The organism is Cryobacterium sp. RTC2.1 (assembly GCF_035018685.1).
Taxonomy (GTDB): Bacteria; Actinomycetota; Actinomycetes; order Actinomycetales; family Microbacteriaceae; genus Cryobacterium; species Cryobacterium glucosi.
In genome coordinates this window covers 1-17,314 of record NZ_JASJXJ010000027.1, presented here as the reverse complement: position 1 = coordinate 17,314, position 17,314 = coordinate 1, and the positions used below count along the sequence as shown (strand labels likewise).

The window sequence follows — 17,314 nt, the reverse complement described above, 5'->3', positions numbered from 1 at the left end:
ATGCCGGTCCGCGAGAGTACGAAAATGGCCCCTTCGCTGCGCGCGAAGGGGCCATTTCTCCGCTCTCGCGGAACAGCCCGTCAGGAGGTGACGGTGAGGAAGAGGTCGCCGGCGGCAAGGTCGGCGCCCGCAGTGACGGCATCGGCGAGGGCGATGTTCTCGTGTGTGCGCTCGAGGATGATGACCGGCACGATGGGATTACGTCCGCCAGCCTCAACGGCCGCGGAGTCCCAGGTCACGATCACGTCGCCGGCTGCGACCTGATCGCCCTGCTTCGCCCGCAGGGTGAAGCCCTCGCCGCGGAGCTCGACGGTGTCGATGCCGAGGTGGACGAGGACGCCGATCCCGTCGGGGGAGAGGATCACAAAGGCGTGCGGGAAGACCTTGAGCAGCTTGCCGCTGATCGGCGCGATCGCGTCGACCATGCCCCGCGGAGGGTCGATCGCGGCGCCGGGACCCACGATCGCCTGGGCGAACGTGGGATCGGGGACCTCGGCGAGACCGACGGCGCGACCGGGGACGGGCGCGAGGACGACGACGGGCGTCACGAGGACGACGGGAGCCCCACGGCTCACAGGAGGTCTTCGATGTCTTCGGCGAGGTTGTCGGCCTCTGGTCCGACGACGACCTGGACGATGGTGCCGGACCGGAAGACGCCGTGGGCGCCGGCCGCCTTGAGCGCAGGCTCGTTCACGAGGGCGGGGTCCTTCACCTCGGTGCGCAGTCGGGTGATGCACGCCTCGATCTCGACGAGGTTGCCTGATCCGCCGAGGCCGGCGAGGATTTGCTCCGCTTTGGTGCTCATGGTGTTTCCTCCAGTGATGGTGGGCCGGGAACCGGCTGCAGCGGCTTGGATACGCGCGAAGCGTTCCGGCCGTGAGCCAAGTCTGCGCCCTGTCTGATTCGGTTTCGGGTGTTCTCGGAGAACCCGAGCGGCTGGGGGTCTTGACAAGCAGGGTGCCGCGGCTTCATCATCGAACTATTGGATCGTACCAGTACGGACCACAAAGCGAAAGTGGTCCTATGCTGGTATCTACACACCCCAACCTTTCGGAGGACGCAGCGAGATGACCGACATCGATGAGGCCCCGGTTCTGGAATCAGGACCGGTCTCCAAGCACGCCCAGCTGCGCTCGATCCTGGAGGAGCTGGTCGAGACCAGCCTCGCTCCCCACGCCGCGATCCCGCCGGAGCGGAAGCTCATGACGCGGTACGGAGTCAGTCGCTCGACCGTGCGCGAAGCGATCCGCCAGCTCGTCGAGGAGGGCGTGCTCTACCGGGTGCAGGGCAAGGGCACCTTCGTGGCCGGCGAACGCGTGCAGAGCGATCTGCACCTCGCCTCCTTCACGGAGGACATGCGCCGGCGCGGCCTCGTCCCCGCGACGATCGTGCGTTCGTCCCGGTTGATCGAAGCGCCCCTCGCGGTACGGGCCGCCCTCGGACTCGGCGCGGGCGCCCAGGTGCTGGAGATCGAAAGACTCCGGCTCGCCGACGGGGTGCCGATGGCACTCGAACGCGGCTACTACCCGGCAGAGCTGCTCCCCGAGCTCGGCGCCAAAGACCTGACCCGGTCCCTGTACGCGACGTTCGCGACCGAGTACGGCCTGCGTATCGACAACGCGGAACAGGCCGTTTGGGCGGAGGGCGCCGACGCCCTGCTCGCGGCTACCCTCGGCATCGCCGCCAACGCCCCCGTGATGGTCTTCCGTCGGACGTCGTCCGCCGGGTCCGCCTTCCTCGAACACGTCACCTCGTGGTACCGCGGCGACCGCTACCAGATTCACATGACCCTCAACCTGCAGCACCAGCCCTGACCCACAGACCATCCACGCAACATCCGTACCGACAACGCACCACCAGGAGGAAATCAATGTCCAGCATCACCGCCGACGCCGGGACGAAAAGGCCGTTCCCCGGCCTCGCGCAACTTCAACGAGTCGGTCGCAGCCTCATGCTGCCGATCGCAGCACTCCCCGCGGCAGGACTCCTGCTGCGCCTCGGCCAGCCCGACCTGCTCGGGCGCATCCCGGGCTTCGAAACCGGTGCCGCCGTCATCGCCTCGGCCGGCGGTGCGCTCTTCGACGCCCTGCCGCTCCTCTTCGCGGTCGGCGTCGCTATCGGCTTCGCAAAGAAATCCGACGGTTCGACAGCCCTGGCCGCCGTCGTCGGCTACCTCGTCTTCTCCAAGGTCGGAGAGGCAATGTCGCCCCTGGTTCTCGGACTGCCCGCAGAGGGCGGGAAGCAGGTGCTGGTCAATTACAGTGTCCTCGGTGGCATCCTGATCGGCATCACGTCGGCCCTGCTCTGGCAGCGGTTCCATCGGATTTCTTTGCCGAGCTACCTGGCCTTCTTCGGCGGCCGCCGGTTCGTCCCGATCATCACCGCAGGCACGGCGCTGGTACTGGGAGTCCTGCTGGCCTTCGTCTACCCGGCCTTCGCGACCGGTCTCTCCGGCTTCGGCGAGTTCGTCTCTTCGAACAACATCTGGGGCGGTTTCCTCTACGGCACGACCAACCGGCTGCTGATCCCGGTCGGGCTGCACCACATCCTCAACTCGGTGATGTGGTTCGTGATCGGCGACTTCAATGGCGCCCACGGTGACATCGCCCGGTTCTTCGCCGGCGACCCCACCGCCGGCTCCTTCATGACCGGGTTCTTCCCGATCATGATGTTCGCGCTGCCGGCCGGCGCCCTCGCCATCTGGCAGGAAGCCAAGCCGTCCCAGAAGAAGATCGTCGGCGGCATCATGCTCTCCGGTGCGCTGACCGCCATGCTCACCGGCGTCACGGAGCCCCTCGAGTTCTCCTTCATGTTCGTCGCGTTCCCGCTCTACCTCATCCACGCGGTGCTGACCGGTTCCTCGCTCGCCCTCGTGAACGCCCTCGGGATCAGGGACGGGTTCACCTTCAGCGCGGGCACGTTCGACTACGTGCTCAACTTCGGCCTGGCCGAGAAGCCGCTGCTGCTCATCCCGATCGGGCTCGCGTACGCCGGTATCTACTACTTCCTGTTCCGCTTCGTGATCCGCAAGTGGAACCTGAAGACCCCCGGTCGCGGCGAGGACGAGGTTCCCGACGCGACAGTGCCCGACTCCGCGTCGTCCACGACGGTCTAATCCCACCAACGCCGGGGTCGCGGGCGAGCCCGTGACCCCGGCAGCACCACCACGCACCATCATTGTGAAACTGGAGCAGAACATTGGCTGAAGTAATCGTCCTCGACACCGAGACCGCAGCGGGAACGCTTGCTGCGGCAACCATCCGTGCCCTGATCATGCGCAAGCCGGATGCCGTCCTCGGCCTGGCCACCGGGTCCACGCCGCTCTCCGTGTACGCGGCGCTCGCAGCCTCCCTCGCGAAGGAACCCCTCGACATGTCCCGCGTGCGCGGCTTCGCCCTCGACGAATACGTCGGGCTGCCCGCAGGGCACCCGGAGAGCTACCGCGCCGTCATCACCCGCGACGTCGTCGTGCCCCTCGGTCTCGACCCCGCGAACATCCGCACCCCGAACGGCGACGTGGCCACCCTCGAGACCGCGGGACTCGACTACGAGGCCGCCATCGTCGCGGCCGGCGGCGTCGACGTGCAGATCCTCGGTATCGGGCAGACCGGTCACGTCGGCTTCAACGAGCCCGGCTCCTCCTTCGCGTCCGTCACCCGGATCAAGACCCTGACCGAGAAGACCCGGATCGACAACGCGCGCTTCTTCGCCTCTCCCGATGACGTGCCGATCCACTGCATGACCCAGGGCCTCGGCACGATTCGCCGCGCCAGGCACCTCATCCTGCTCGCGTTCGGCGAAGAGAAAGCGGATGCGATCGCGTCCGCCGTCGAGGGACCGGTCTCATCGAGCAAGCCCGGTTCGGTCATCCAGCTTCACCCGCACGTGACCGTCCTCGTCGACGAGGCCGCGGCATCCCGCCTCGCCAACCGGGACTACTACGCATACGCATACGCCCACAAGTACGCCTGGCAGGGAATCTAACCCCGTGGCCGACTCGATTCTGCTCAGCGCCGGCACGGTCGTCGCCGCGGACGCCGTGCACACCCCTGGCTGGGTCGAGGTCAGGGCCGGACGGATCATCGCCGTCGGCGCCGGCCTCCCGCCGCGCGTCGCCGATGCCCACGACCCGGACGGGATCCTCGCCCCCGGCTTCGTCGACGTGCACAATCACGGCGGCGGCGGATTCAGCTTCAACGATGCCGACATGGAGATCGCGGCGGCCGGGATCGCGGCGACCCACCGGGAACACGGCACGACCACGCTGATGGCGAGCCTCGTCACGGCACCGCTCGATGAGATGGAACGCCTGGTGGCCGGCCTCGCCGACCTCGTCGATTCCGGCCTGCTCGCAGGAATCCACCTCGAAGGACCCTGGCTGAGCCCGATCCATCGGGGCGCCCACACGGCGGAGCTGCTCCGGGTGCCCGACAGGGACAGCATCGACCGCCTCATGCGCGCCGGCCACGGCACGGTGCGCATGGTCACGATCGCCCCTGAGCTCCCGGGCGGGCTCGACGCCGTCCGGCGGATCGTCGGATACGGCGCGGTCGCCGCGATCGGCCACACCGACGCCAATGACGACATGACCAGGCAGGCGATCCAGGCGGGGGCCACGGCGGGCACGCATCTCTTCAACGCGATGCGTCCCCTGCACCATCGGGAACCCGGGCCGTCCCTCGCGCTGCTCGAGAACCCCGCCGTGTTCGCCGAACTGATCGCAGACGGGGTGCACCTGCATCCCGCGGTCGTCCGCTTCATCACGCAGAGCCCGTCGCGACCGGTGTTCGTGACCGACGCGATGGCCGCGGCCGGTGCGGACGAGGGCGAATACACCCTCGGCGGCCTCCCCGTCAGCGTGCTCGACGGTGAAGCGCGCCTCGCGGACGGGACGATCGCCGGCAGTGTCCTCACCCTGAGCGAGGCCGTCCGGTTCGCCGTGCACACGGCAGGGGTCGACCTCGCCACGGCGGTGCGAGCGGCCACGCAGAACCCGGCCGACATGATCGGCCTCACCGACTGCGGCCGCCTCGCCGCGGGGCAGCCGGCCGACCTGATCGTCCTCGATGCCGGGCTCTACGTCACCGCGACCATGCGGTCAGGCGACTGGTGCCTGCCGGCCTGAGCCGGCAGGGGAGACCGGCCTAGGCGAAGCCCCAGGCCTTCTCCTCGTCGCTCGAGGCGTCCGACAACGGGATGCCGATCAGCGGGCGCGGCGCCGGCCCGAGCGGGTGCAGGCTGGGATCGGGGGCGCGCACGGCCTGTTCCTTGAGCTCGACGAAGATCGCGTGGGTCGGCGTGGTGCCGATGTTCACGCCGGCGTGTTCCTGGGCAGGGAGCCAGGCGGTCTCGCCGGCCGGGAGTTCGACATCGACCTCCCTGCCTTCGAAGGAGAGCCTCCGGGAGTATGCGCTCAGCGTGATCATCACGCTGTCTGGGTGCTCGTGCGGGTTGGTGGTGTCGCCGGGGGCATCAAGGAATTCGAGCACGCGAACGCGGTCGTTTTCGAGCAATACCCGGTAGACGCCGGGATCCGTCACGAGCGGATCGAGGGACTGTGTGGCGTTCTGTTCACTGGACATGCCGCACGCTAACACCGTTTGCCTGCGGCGCGCTAGGAGAAGCCCCAGACGTTCGCCTCATCGTCGGTGTCCGGCGTCGACGGTGCGGCGGACTGCGGCCCGAGCGGCCGCTCGTCCGTGCGCCCTCGGGGATGCCGCGAAGGCTCCTTGAGTTCGATGAAGATCGAGTGCGTGTCGGTATGGCCGGTGTTCGCACCGGTGTGTTCCTGGGCGGGAAGCCATCGTGCGACCCCGGCGGGAAGCTCGACGTCGACGGCGCGGCCGTCCGACGAGATCCGCCGGCTGAATTCGCTCAGGGTGACCATGACACTGTCCGGATGCCGGTGCGGCGCGGTCGCGGCACCGGGCGTGTCCCGGTATTCGAGGACGCGTACCCGCTCATTCTCGAGGATCACCCGGTAGAGGCCGGGATTGGTGACGACGGGGTCCTGAAAGCCTTCTGTACTGTCCATGCGGGCACCGTACCCGGTGCCGGCGGTGCCCGCGAGGGGCAGGTCAGGTCGGTGACCAGCGCGCAGCCCGGTAATCGACCCGGTAGCCGGACTCCGCGGTGCCCAGGAGGACGAGCGGGGTGCCTTCTTCGCGGTAGTGCGGCAGCGCCCTGGCCTCGTGCGCGACCGGCGGGTGGCCGCCGGCCCGGACCACCCGCCACCAGGGGACATCCGCCCCATAGTGCGCCATGATCTGGCCGACGACACGGGCGCCGCGAGAGCCGAGCACCGCCGCGACGTCGCCGTAGGTCATCACCCGCCCGGCGGGAATCGAGTCGACGATGCCGAGGACATGCGTGACGAAGTCGCTGTCGGGGGCGAGGCGCATGGCCGGCGGAACCGTCTGGCCGCTACAGCTTGAGCGAACCGATCATCTCGCCGTATGCCGTCTCGCCGATGTCGACGAAGCCGATCCGGTGGAAGAACGACTCCGGTCCTTCTTCGCCGGGTTCCCAGATCACGGTGATGTGGTCGAAGCCCCGCTTCCTGGCCTCCTGGGCGAGTGACTCCGCTGCGAATTTGCCGACGCCCTTGCCCTGGGCGCTCGCGTCTACGTTGATCCTCCAGATGCAGGCCCGGAATTCCTCGTGCTCCGAATCGGGGTCGAAGTTGCCGTGGATGAACCCGGCCACCTCGCCGTCGAGCAACACGACGCGCTGCCACGCGGTCGCGGGATTGATCACGGAAGCCGCCACCGCATAGGAGACGGGAGCGATGTACAGCTCCTGGCCCGGTTTGAGACTGAGGCTATTGGCCGCAACAATGTTGCGTGCGGACAGTTCTTCCAGACGTAGTTCACCCATGGCAACAGGCTAACCTGCGGCTGACCGGCGTGGTAGTCGGGTTTTGTGCGCCGGGCAGGACCGGACCGAAAACTGTCTCGATGTCGAGACAGTTGCGGGGGCCTTGTAGAATTGGCTCGGCCACGTGGCCGGTACCATTCTGAGGAGAATTCATTGGCGAAGATCAAGGTTGAAGGCACCGTCGTCGAGCTCGACGGGGACGAGATGACGCGCATCATCTGGCAGGCCATCAAGGACACGCTCATCCACCCGTACCTCGACATCGACCTCGAGTACTACGACCTGTCGATCCAGAAACGCGATGAGACCGACGACCAGATCACGATCGACGCTGCCCACGCCATCCAGAAGCACGGCGTCGGCGTGAAGTGCGCGACCATCACCCCGGACGAGGCCAGGGTCGAGGAATTCGGCCTCAAGAAGATGTGGGCGTCTCCCAACGGCACGATCCGCAACATCCTCGGCGGCACGATCTTCCGTGAGCCGATCATCATTTCCAACATCCCGCGCCTGGTGCCCGGCTGGAACAAGCCGATCATCATCGGCCGCCACGCCTTCGGCGACCAGTACCGCGCCACGAACTTCCGCTTCGAGGGGGAGGGCACGCTCAGCATGACCTTCACGCCGAAGGACGGCTCGGAGGCGCAGACCTTCGAGGTCTTCCAGTCCCCGGGCAGCGGTGTCGCGATGGGCATGTACAACCTCGACAGCTCGATCCGTGACTTCGCCCGTGCCTCGCTCAACTACGGCCTCGTGCGGAACTACCCGGTCTACCTGTCGACCAAGAACACCATCCTCAAGGCATACGACGGCCGGTTCAAGGACATCTTCCAGGAGATCTTCGACACCGAGTTCAAGGCCCGCTATGAGGCTGCCGGCCTCACCTACGAGCACCGCCTGATCGACGACATGGTCGCATCCGCCATGAAGTGGGAAGGCGGCTACGTCTGGGCCTGCAAGAACTACGACGGCGACGTGCAGTCGGACACCGTCGCGCAGGGCTTCGGCTCGCTCGGCCTGATGACGAGCGTGCTCTCCACTCCCGACGGCAAGGTCGTTGAGGCAGAGGCAGCGCACGGCACCGTGACCCGCCACTACCGCCAGCACCAGCAGGGCAAGCCCACCTCGACGAACCCGATCGCCTCGATCTATGCCTGGACCCGCGGCCTCTCGCACCGGGCCAAGCTCGACGGCAACCCGGCGCTCGCCGAGTTCGCCGAGACCCTCGAGGACGTCGTCATCAAGACCGTCGAAAGCGGCCAGATGACCAAGGACCTCGCATTGCTGGTCGGCCCGGAGCAGGGCTACCAGACGACCGAGGAATTCCTCGCCGCCATCGCGACGAACCTGCAGACGCGCCTGGCCTAACCGGCCCCGCTCGTCCGGGAGAGGCCCTCGACCCCTGGGGTCGGGGGCCTCACCCGTGTGCCGATCACAACGGTCCCGTCGACGTCGTCGTGGTGCGCGGTACGGGGGAGCAGGCCGTTCCTGGCGAACAACGCGCTCGTCACCGGCGCCTGGCGCGCACTCGTCTCGATCAGGAGATGGCCGCCGGGGGCGAGCCAGCCTGCCGCCGCCGCCGCGACCCTTCGCTGCACGTCGAGCCCGTCAGAACCGCCGTCGAGCGCCAGCCGGTGCTCGTGCACCCGGGCCTCCGGCGGCATCCGCTCGATGGAGCCGGTCGGCACGTATGGCGCGTTGACGAGCAGGAGCGCGATCCGACCGCGCAGGGCCAGGGGCAGGGGGGCGAAAAGATCGCCCTCGACCACGGTTCGGCCAGGGAGGTTGACGCGGGCGCAGCGGACTGCGACCGGGTCGAGGTCCGCCGCCAGGAGGTCGAGCCCCAGCCCCGGCAGGGCCGAGAGCAGGGCGGCACCGACCGCTCCCGTGCCGCAGCAGAGGTCGACGACGATCGCACCGGGACCGGCGAGCCCTGCGGCCTCGCGCACAAGCGCCTCCGTGCGTCGCCGCGGCACGAAGACCCCGGGTTCGACGTGCACCCGCAGCCCGCAGAACAGCGCCCAGCCGAGGACGTACTCGAGCGGCTCCCCGCCCACCCTGCGCTCGAGCAGGTCCTCGAGCTCGTCCGCCGACCGGGCCTCGCCAACGAGGAGCTCCGCTTCCTCCTCGGCGAAGACGCATCCCGCCGCGCGGAGGCGTTCGACGACGCCGGGGAAGGCCGCGGCGGGATCGACAGGGGACATCGGAACCTTTCGGGTATTGCGCGCGGCATACGCACGGGAGTCGAATGCCCATAAAATCAGTGCAGGAGACATAGTTTCTCACCTGGACGAGAAAGCGACGCGGCATGGCACCTGAATGGCATTCGGTGTCCCGCACGCGACCCTCGCGTCGGATGCGGCGCCGCGGATGAACGCCATGGAACGGATCATCGACGAGGGCCTCCTCATCGCCCTCTCCGCGGTGCGGATGGCCGTGAAGAACCACATCATCGTCGGGGCTCTCCGCGAGCACGACAACTTCGACGAATCGTCCTACCAGACGGTCGCGCGCGATGAACTGCTCCTTCTTGCGGCGCAGAACGAAGAGGATGCCGCCCGCGTCGCGCAGGAAAGACGGGAACTCGCGTCCCGGCGCTGGTCGCAGGGCTTCACCGAGGATGAGCGGCTCGACATCGGCAGGCTCGGCCGCCGTCGTCGCGCCCACAAGGGTCTCGCCCTCATCCTGCACGCGGTCGCGGACGACGACAAGAAACTGGCCGCGATCGTCGAGGACGCGCAACACGACGCGAGTTATGAGATCCGGAAGGCCCTCGCCGCACGCCTGATCCGCCAGACGATCGACGGCCACGCCCCTGGCTACGCTCGGATGCGTGAGGAGCGGATCAAATACCTGCTCGCGATCGACTTCGCGATGCTTCGGGACCGGACATCCGGAACGAATCCATAGCGATTCTTCGGTTTTCACTCTGGCGGCTCACCTATGATTGAAACAATTCAGGTCGTTGCTCTTGCTCCATTTTTCCCGCCCGATTTCCCGCCCGGGATGCGCCCCAGGTCGACGACGACCATCGGTCATCGCACGGGAAAGAACACCATGACAGGCTTCGCACACGTCCTCAAACCGGGTCGCATCGGTACCCTCGAACTCCCGAACCGGGTGATCATGGCGCCGATGGGCACCGAGATGGGCACCCCGGAGGGGCTCTTCACCGCTCAAGAGATCGCGTATTACACCGAACGCGCCCGCGGGGGCACTGGCCTCGTGATGACCGGCATCAGCGCCGTCTCCGAGGACTACGAGACGCTCAACGCCGGACTCTGCTGCGTGCACACCGATGCCGCGCTTCCGGGCCTCACCGCCCTCGCCGAATCGATCCACGCCGTCCGCGGGCTGGTCTCCCTGCAGCTCACCGCGGGCCTCGGGCGCAACATCAACGTGATCGACCCGGACCGGCTGCCGATCTCCGCCTCCGACAACCCGCACTATGCAGACCCGAGCGTGCTCTGCCGGCCGCTCGAGATCGACGAGATCCACCTGCTCGTCCGCCGCTTCGGCGAAGCCGCAGCCCGCGCCGCCGCCGCGGGGATGGATGCGATCGACATCCACGGCCACACGGGCTACCTGATCGACCAGTTCATGAGCGCCTGCTGGAACCGCCGCACGGATGTCTACGGCGGCAGTGTCGAGAACCGCTGCCGGTTCGCGACCGAGATCATCGCCGCCGTCAAGGCCAACGCGCCCGGCCTGCCCGTCAGCTTCCGCCTCTCTGTCAACCACCGTTTCGCCGGGGGCCGCACGACGGCGGAGGGCCAGGCCATCGCCGTCGTACTCGCCGCGGCAGGGCTCGACCTCATCATCGCCGACGACGGGTCATACGAAGCCATGGACTACGTCTTCCCGCCGTACTACCTCGGCGACGCGTGCATGGTCCCGGCGGCCCGCGCACTCAAGGACGTCGTGTCCATCCCCGTGATGGCCGTCGGCAACCTCACCCCGGAGAACGCGGAGGCCGCCCTCGCCGCGGGCGACGCCGACTTCGCCGGCATCGGGCGCGGACTGATCGCGGATCCGGAGTGGGCGGGCAAGCTCACCGCGGGCGATCGCGCGGACATCCGACCGTGCATCCGCTGCAACTCGATGTGCGTCGGCAACGCCTTCTTCGCCCTGCCGCTCGGCTGCGCCGTCAACCCGCAGGTCGGCTTCGAGCGCGAACGCCGCGTCGAGAAGGCCGACGTCCTCAAGCACGTCGTCGTGATCGGCGGCGGCCCCGGCGGACTCGAATCCGCACGGGTCGCCGCGCTCCGCGGCCACTCCGTCGACCTCTACGAGGCAGGGCCCCAGCTCGGCGGCGTGCTGCTGCCCGCGGCGACCCCGGAGTTCAAGAAGGAACTGCGTGCGATGATCGGCTGGTGGGAACGCCAGTTCACCCACCTCCCCGTGACCGTGCACCTCGACACGACCATCGACGCGGACTCCCTCGCGACGTTCGAGGCCGACGAGATCATCGTCGCGACCGGTTCTCTTCCGCTCCTGCCGTCCATCCCCGGCCTCGACGGTGCGAACGTGATCGACGTGCTCGACTTCCACCGCGGCGTCCCCGTCGGCCATAGTGTCGTCATCGCGGGTGGCGGCCTCTCGGGCTGCGACGCCGCCCTCGAACTCGCCGGACAGGGCTGCAACGTCACGATCGTCGAACTCGCCGACGAGCTCGCCCGCGACATGATCGTGATCAACCGGATCACCCTGCTGCGCGAACTCGGTGAGAAGGGCGTCCGGATCCTCACCGGGCACACCGTCACCTCCGTCGACGCCGACGGCCTCACCGCGACCGGCCCGGACGGCGCCGTACACGTCACCGCGTCCACGGTGATCGCGGCCTTCGGGGTGCGTCCGAACACGGCGCTCACGCTCGCGCTCGAAGGGCGCGCCAACGTGCATCCGCTCGGCGACTGTGTGCACCCGGCCAAGGTCGGCGAGGCCATCAACGCGGCCTTCCTGACCGCGCTCGTGCTCTGAGACGAACGCCCTCGAGACGGATGCCCGGCGCGCGTCGCCGGCCGGGCATCCGCCCCGGACAGGCGAGCCTCACCTTGCTGGCGGTGGGCGGGGGACGGGACGAGACTTGAAGCATGTCCCGTCTGTTCGCCGCCGTACGGCGGTATCCGCTTGTCGCCGCGACCATCGTGCTCGGGGTGGTCGGAATCGGGCTGGCCCTCGCCGGCTTCGCCGACAGCCTGGCCTGGCTGTTCGGCGGCTTCGGCCTGTTCGTCGCCGCGATCTCAGCCGTGGGCATGGTCAAGCAGCTGCGCCACGGCAGTTTCGGCGTCGACCTGCTCGCGATCACCGCCATCGTCGCAACGGTGCTCGTCGGCGAGTACGTCGCGACCATCCTGATCGTGCTGATGCTCACCGGGGGCGCCGCCCTCGAAGACTTCGCCGTGAACCGTGCCAAGCGCGAACTCAACGCCCTGCTCAACCGGGCGCCGCAGATCGCGCACCGCCTGAGATCCGCAGGCGACCTGGCCGACGTCGAGGATCTGCCAGCCACTGCTGTGCAGCCGGGTGACCTCCTGCTCGTGCGCCCGGCCGAGATCGTTCCCGTCGACGGTGTGCTCGAGTCCGCCAGCGCGGCCTTCGACGAGTCCTCGCTGACCGGGGAGAGCCTCCCCGTCGAACGCAACAAGGGCGAGGGCATCCTCTCGGGGTCGATCAACGGCCAGGCCGCCGCCACCATCCGCGCAACCGCGACCGCGGCGAACAGCCAGTACCAGCAGATCGTGGCCCTCGTCGAGGAGGCCTCCGCGAGCAAGGCACCCGTCGTCCGGCTCGCCGACCGGTACGCGGTGCCGTTCACCGCGGTCGCCCTGTCCCTGGCTGCGCTCGCCTGGATCCTGACCGGTGAGCCGGTCCGCTTCGCCGAGGTGCTCGTCGTCGCCACCCCGTGCCCGCTGCTGATCTCTGCTCCGATCGCGTTCATGGGAGGCATGAGCCGCGCGGCGCGCAACGGAATCATCGTCAAGGGCGGCGGGGTGCTCGAAGCGCTGTCCCGCGCCAGGACCATCGTCTTCGACAAGACCGGAACCCTGACCCACGGCACCCCCGCCATCGCCCGGGTGCTGCCCGCCGCCGGCTTCGACGCCGACGAGGTGCTGGCGCTCGCCGCGTCCGCCGAACAGTACTCGTCCCACGTGCTCGCGGCATCCGTGATCGCGGAGGCGCGCAGCCGCGGCCTCGAGCTCCTCGCGACCGCGACGGCGAGCGAGGTGCCGGCACACGGCGTCGTCGCCAGGCTCGACGGCCGCGAGGTGACCGTGGGCAAGCTCTCCTTCGTGGCGGAGACCGCGCCGGCGGCCGTCGCCGCCCCGCTCGACGGCGGGGAACTCGCCATCTACGTCGCCGTGGACGGGAGCTTCGCCGGCAGCATCGTCGCGAGCGACCAGCTGCGCGGCAATGCCCGCCAGACGATCGACGCCCTCGGGGAGCTCGGAATCCGCAACACGGTCATGCTCACCGGGGACGCCCGGCCGACGGCCGAGCACATCGCCGCGCTCGTGGGAATCACGAACGTCCAGGCCGACTGCCTGCCTGTCGACAAGGTCGAGGGCGTGCGGGCGATCACGGAGCGTCCGGTGATCATGGTCGGCGACGGTGTCAATGACGCTCCTGTGCTCGCGGTCGCGGATGTCGGCATCGCGATGGGCGCGCGCGGCGCGACCGCGGCGAGCGAGTCAGCAGACGTCGTCATCCTGATCGACGACCTCTCGCGCACGGCCAGGGCGGTCGCGATCGGGCAGGACACGATCCGGATCGCGTTGCAGAGCATCTGGATCGGTATCGCGCTGAGCCTGGTCCTGATGGTCTTCGCCGCGTTCGGGCTGATCCCGGCGACGATCGGGGCGCTCCTGCAGGAGCTCGTCGACCTCGCGACGATCCTCAACGCGCTCCGTGCGATCGGTGGGCGGCGGGATGCCGCGCTCGCTGCCGGGAGCGTACCGGTGCACCGCGAACCGGCGACGGCGCTCGCGCGCTGAGCCGCGTCATCCGCCCGCGCGGCGACACCGCCGCGACGGCCTAGCCTGAGTAGATGCGCCTCTTCCGCCCCCGCACGCCGTCCACAGGGGCGGATGGGCAGCCGCGACTCTCCCGGGACGTGCTCGTCCTCGGCGTGATCGCCTTCTTCGTCATGGTCGGTTTCGGCGTCGTCGTCCCGGTGCTCCCGGTCTACGTGCGCAGCTTCGGCGTCGGCAACCTCGAGATCGGCGCGGTCGTCTCCGCGTTCGCGCTGATGCGGTTCGTCGCGAGCCCGTTCTGCGGGCGCCTGATCGACTGGGCGGGGGAGCGGACCATCCTCGCGGCGGGCATCGGCATCGTCGCACTCTCGAGCGGGCTCGCGGGCATCGCCCAGAACTACCCGCAGTTGCTCCTGTTGCGCGGGGCAGGCGGCATCGGCTCCGCCATGTTCACCGTCTCGGCGATGACGCTCCTGCTCGGCTCGACTGCTCCGGGCATCCGCGGCCGCGCCATCGGCTTCTATCAGGGCGGGTTCCTGCTCGGCGGCATGGCCGGCCCCGCCCTCGGCGGCCTGCTCGCGACGATCTCGCTCACGGCGCCCTTCTTCTTCTACGCCGGCACGCTCGCGATCGCCGGTGTGCTCGGGCTGCTGCTGCTGAGCCCCGGCTATCGCAACGCGACGGCGGATGCGTCCGGCGCGTCGGCGCCCAGGGTCCCGTTCCGCGCTGTGCTCGCCGACCCCCGGTTCCGGGCCGCGTGCCTGGCCAACTTCGCGCAGGGCTGGACCTCGTTCGGTGTGCGCAACGCGCTGATCCCCGTTCTCGTCGTCGAGGTACTGCGCGGCCCGAGCTCCTGGACCGGTGTGGCCTTCGCTGTCGCGGCGGTCGCCCAGACCCTCGCACTCGCGCCCGCGGCCCGTTTCGTCGACACCGTCGGACGCCGCCCGGCGATCATCGGAGCCTGCCTGCTCGCCGCCGTGACCATCTTCGCGGTGCCGTTCGCGCCGAACATCGTGGTCCTCACGGTGCTGCTCTGCGTCTACGGGGTCGCGTCGGCGTTCCTCGGTACGGCTCCCGCCGCCGCGGTCGGCGACGCAGCGGGGGCCGGTGGCGGACGCCCGGTCGCGGTCTTCTCGATGTTCTCGGACTTCGGCGCGATCATCGGCCCGCTCGCGGCGGGCCTGCTCGCCGATTCCGTCTCGTACCCGGTCGCGTTCGGTGTCGGTGCGCTGTTCTTCCTCGCGACGAGCGCCCTCGCCCTGCGGATGCCGCGCGAGACTCGGGCGGTCCGTCCCGCCTGACCCGGGCGAGCGAGCTAGCGCAGTTCTGCGCGACCGGAGAGGACGCCGCTGACCGTCGCGACGACCGCGAAGACGCCGCCGATGACCGGCAGGCCCATGTCCCACCACGCGATCGCGGCAGCGCCGAACACGGCGATCTCGATGATCGCCTTGCCGAACGGGTCGAGCCGGAAGACGGCCTTCGGCGACCGGAACAGCGCCCAGAGGATGATCGCGAACGCGGGGGCGACGATGCCGACGAGCAGCGCGGGCCACGGGAACGGCCAGGTCGTGAAGCCCCAGACCGCGAGGGTGACGAACGCGAACAGTTCGAGCAGGAACCGCAGAACGTCGTTGAACCCGATCTTCGGCAGGGCACGGGAGTCAGTCACCCGCCCACTCTACCGTTCCCCGAACATCACCTTTCCGGTCGAGAGCGGCCGGCGGAACGGTCACTCCCGACCGGAAGGGGAACGGATGCCGGCGGCTACTTGAAGATGATCGTCCGGGCCCCGTCGAGCAGCACCCGGTGCTCGGCGAACCAGGTCACCGCCTGAGTGAGGGTGCGGCTCTCCTCGTCCTGGCCGATCGCGACGAGCTCGGCCGGCGTGCGGGAGTGGTCCACCCGGACCACGTTCTGCTCGATGATTGGTCCCTCGTCGAGGTCGCTCGTCACGAAGTGAGCCGTCGCCCCGATCAGCTTGACCCCGCGCGCGTGGGCCTGCTTGTACGGGTTCGCACCCTTGAACCCGGGCAGGAACGAGTGGTGGATGTTGATGGCCCGGCCCTCGAGCACCGCGCACAGTTCAGGGGACAGGATCTGCATGTACCGCGCGAGAACGACGAGCTCGATGTCGTTGTCCTCGATCGCCTCGATCACCCGGGCTTCGAAGGCGGCCTTGCTCGCGGCATCCGTGATGGGGAGCGATTCGAACGGCACCCCGTAGAAGCCGACGAGGTCGCGCAGGGTGCCGTGGTTGCTCAGCACCAGCGGGATCTCGATCGGCACCTGGCCGCCCCGGTGCCGGAAGAGCAGGTCGTTCACGCAGTTGCCCGCCGTCGAGGCGAGCACGAGGGTGCGGAGCGGGCGGCCGACGACGTCGATCACCGACGTCATCGCGTAGCGCTCGGCGACGGGTGCGAGCGCCGCCGTGAGCTCCTCGCGTGAGGCGGGAGTCTCGATCTGGAGTCGCATGAAGAACCGGCCGGTGTCGGCGCTCGTGAACTGCTGGCTCTCGGTGATGTTGCCGTGAGCCTGCACGATGGCGCCGCTCACGGCGTGGACGATGCCCGGCTGGTCGACGCAGACGAGGGCGATGACCCAGTGGTGGTGTGCGGGCAGCGGAGTGGAACTAGTCATCCGTCTAGGCTATCGGCTGCCGTCAGGCTGTCGGTTAGGCTGGATGTGGCCGGCACAAGCGACAGGCCCCGGGCGCGCACGCTGCGCGCACACGATCCGGCTGGCGCCGGCCCGGCCCCGCGCGGGCTGCAGGCCCAGCCCTCTGTGAGCACACCCATGTCCCTGACTTCGCCGATCGAGCTGCCCCGCTTCGATCCCGCCAACACCGCCACCGCGCACTCCGACCGCCCCCGCACCGGCTCGGTCGCCTCGACGCCTCCTGCCCGCTTCCCGTGGATCGGGCTGCTCGCCCTCTCCGGTGCCGTGTTCCTCTCCGTCACCAGCGAGATGCTGCCGACCGGCCTGCTCCCGGAGATGAGCGGATCGCTCGGAGTGCCGCAGTCGCAGACCGGCCTGCTTGTGAGCTGGTTCGCGTTCACCGTCGTGCTCACGAGCACGCCGCTGGCCCTGCTCACGAAACGGCTGCCCCGGCACGGACTGATCGTGTTCGTGCTCCTCGTCTTCGCGCTCAGCAACGTGCTCACCGCGCTCGCCCCCAGCTACGAACTCGTCGTCGCCACCCGGGTGCTCGGCGGCCTCGCCCACGGCCTGTTCTGGGGCGTCGTCGGGGCGTACTCCGCCCACCTCGTGCCCAAGGAACAGATCGGCCGGGCGATCTCGATCACGATCTCCGGCGGCACCCTCGCCTTCGTCTTCGGCGTTCCGCTCGGGACGGCGGCCGGGCATGCGCTCGGCTGGCGGCTGTCCTTCGTGCTGCTCGCCGTGCTCATGCTCATCGGCGCGGCCCTCGTCTGGCGGTTCCTGCCGAAGGTCGAGCACTACGT

At 69.0% G+C, this 17,314-nt stretch carries 19 protein-coding genes; 10 read left to right on the top strand and 9 right to left on the bottom strand.

From position 1 onward, the window contains the following. Positions 1 to 80: 80 nt before the first annotated feature. Both QN357_RS05665 and QN357_RS05660 read right to left on the bottom strand, forming a co-directional pair. On the bottom strand, positions 81 to 575 hold the full coding sequence (locus QN357_RS05665) for a PTS sugar transporter subunit IIA (protein ID WP_241975333.1): 495 nt from the start codon (positions 573 to 575) through the stop codon (positions 81 to 83). Then, entirely contained in the window at positions 572 to 805 is a 234-nt protein-coding gene (locus QN357_RS05660) for a glucose PTS transporter subunit EIIB (RefSeq protein WP_134449968.1), read from the bottom strand. The genes QN357_RS05665 and QN357_RS05660 overlap by 4 nt, the downstream gene beginning before the upstream one ends. A gap of 262 nt (positions 806 to 1,067) precedes the next feature. Between QN357_RS05660 and QN357_RS05655 the strand changes: the two genes are divergently transcribed. From QN357_RS05655 to nagA, 4 genes are all read left to right on the top strand, one after another. Next, on the top strand, positions 1,068 to 1,814 hold the full coding sequence (locus QN357_RS05655; RefSeq protein ID WP_322137191.1) for a GntR family transcriptional regulator: 747 nt from the start codon (positions 1,068 to 1,070) through the stop codon (positions 1,812 to 1,814). A 56-nt stretch (positions 1,815 to 1,870) separates the two neighbouring features. Beyond that, on the top strand, positions 1,871 to 3,115 hold the full coding sequence (locus QN357_RS05650; RefSeq protein ID WP_322137192.1) for a PTS transporter subunit EIIC: 1,245 nt from the start codon (positions 1,871 to 1,873) through the stop codon (positions 3,113 to 3,115). Between the two features lie 83 nt (positions 3,116 to 3,198). Beyond that, positions 3,199 to 3,984, top strand: coding sequence for a glucosamine-6-phosphate deaminase (locus tag QN357_RS05645; protein ID WP_323504647.1), 786 nt, complete (start codon positions 3,199 to 3,201; stop codon positions 3,982 to 3,984). A gap of 4 nt (positions 3,985 to 3,988) precedes the next feature. Then, positions 3,989 to 5,125 (top strand): N-acetylglucosamine-6-phosphate deacetylase, encoded by a 1,137-nt coding sequence (gene nagA / locus QN357_RS05640; protein ID WP_323504646.1) that lies wholly within the window; start codon positions 3,989 to 3,991, stop codon positions 5,123 to 5,125. A gap of 19 nt (positions 5,126 to 5,144) precedes the next feature. Here the strand turns inward: nagA and QN357_RS05635 are convergent, their stop codons facing one another. From QN357_RS05635 to QN357_RS05620, 4 genes are read right to left on the bottom strand one after another with little or no spacing between them, the layout of a single operon-like run. Beyond that, a complete protein-coding gene (locus QN357_RS05635) occupies positions 5,145 to 5,582 on the bottom strand; it encodes a cupin domain-containing protein (RefSeq protein WP_198413389.1) in 438 nt (145 codons plus the stop codon). Between the two features lie 32 nt (positions 5,583 to 5,614). Further along, positions 5,615 to 6,034 (bottom strand): cytoplasmic protein, encoded by a 420-nt coding sequence (locus QN357_RS05630; protein WP_323504645.1) that lies wholly within the window; start codon positions 6,032 to 6,034, stop codon positions 5,615 to 5,617. A 43-nt stretch (positions 6,035 to 6,077) separates the two neighbouring features. Further along, positions 6,078 to 6,401 (bottom strand): MGMT family protein, encoded by a 324-nt coding sequence (locus QN357_RS05625; RefSeq protein ID WP_134449972.1) that lies wholly within the window; start codon positions 6,399 to 6,401, stop codon positions 6,078 to 6,080. A gap of 22 nt (positions 6,402 to 6,423) precedes the next feature. Then, positions 6,424 to 6,876 carry a GNAT family N-acetyltransferase gene (locus QN357_RS05620; RefSeq protein ID WP_134449973.1) on the bottom strand — a complete coding sequence of 151 codons (453 nt, stop codon included), beginning with the start codon at positions 6,874 to 6,876 and terminating at the stop codon, positions 6,424 to 6,426. A gap of 153 nt (positions 6,877 to 7,029) precedes the next feature. On the opposite strand from QN357_RS05620, the gene QN357_RS05615 reads away from it, so the two are divergent. Then, a complete protein-coding gene (locus QN357_RS05615) occupies positions 7,030 to 8,244 on the top strand; it encodes an NADP-dependent isocitrate dehydrogenase (RefSeq protein ID WP_134449974.1) in 1,215 nt (404 codons plus the stop codon). On the opposite strand, the gene QN357_RS05610 is transcribed toward QN357_RS05615, so the two are convergent. After that, complete coding sequence (locus QN357_RS05610; protein WP_134449975.1) at positions 8,241 to 9,080, bottom strand: putative protein N(5)-glutamine methyltransferase; 840 nt, start codon at positions 9,078 to 9,080, stop codon at positions 8,241 to 8,243. The two genes, QN357_RS05615 and QN357_RS05610, sit on opposite strands and share 4 nt — an antisense overlap. Before the next feature lie 115 nt (positions 9,081 to 9,195). Between QN357_RS05610 and QN357_RS05605 the strand changes: the two genes are divergently transcribed. The 4 genes from QN357_RS05605 to QN357_RS05590 all read left to right on the top strand — a co-directional run bounded on the left by QN357_RS05605 (position 9,196) and on the right by QN357_RS05590 (position 15,151). After that, positions 9,196 to 9,786 carry a hypothetical protein gene (locus tag QN357_RS05605; protein WP_134449976.1) on the top strand — a complete coding sequence of 197 codons (591 nt, stop codon included), beginning with the start codon at positions 9,196 to 9,198 and terminating at the stop codon, positions 9,784 to 9,786. A 147-nt stretch (positions 9,787 to 9,933) separates the two neighbouring features. Continuing rightward, on the top strand, positions 9,934 to 11,856 hold the full coding sequence (locus QN357_RS05600; protein ID WP_134559000.1) for an FAD-dependent oxidoreductase: 1,923 nt from the start codon (positions 9,934 to 9,936) through the stop codon (positions 11,854 to 11,856). Between the two features lie 113 nt (positions 11,857 to 11,969). After that, positions 11,970 to 13,871, top strand: a complete 1,902-nt coding sequence (locus QN357_RS05595; RefSeq protein WP_134449978.1) for a heavy metal translocating P-type ATPase — start codon at positions 11,970 to 11,972, stop codon at positions 13,869 to 13,871. 53 nt (positions 13,872 to 13,924) lie between these two features. Further along, positions 13,925 to 15,151, top strand: a complete 1,227-nt coding sequence (locus QN357_RS05590; protein WP_323504644.1) for an MFS transporter — start codon at positions 13,925 to 13,927, stop codon at positions 15,149 to 15,151. A gap of 14 nt (positions 15,152 to 15,165) precedes the next feature. Here QN357_RS05590 and QN357_RS05585 read toward each other — a convergent pair whose 3' ends face one another. Then, entirely contained in the window at positions 15,166 to 15,522 is a 357-nt protein-coding gene (locus tag QN357_RS05585) for a YrdB family protein (protein ID WP_134449980.1), read from the bottom strand. A gap of 95 nt (positions 15,523 to 15,617) precedes the next feature. Next, complete coding sequence (gene purU, locus QN357_RS05580) at positions 15,618 to 16,490, bottom strand: formyltetrahydrofolate deformylase (protein WP_134449981.1); 873 nt, start codon at positions 16,488 to 16,490, stop codon at positions 15,618 to 15,620. A 156-nt stretch (positions 16,491 to 16,646) separates the two neighbouring features. Here purU and QN357_RS05575 point away from each other — a divergent pair. Beyond that, positions 16,647 to 17,314 (top strand): MFS transporter (locus QN357_RS05575; RefSeq protein ID WP_323504643.1); only part of this gene is annotated, 668 nt, incomplete at its 3' end.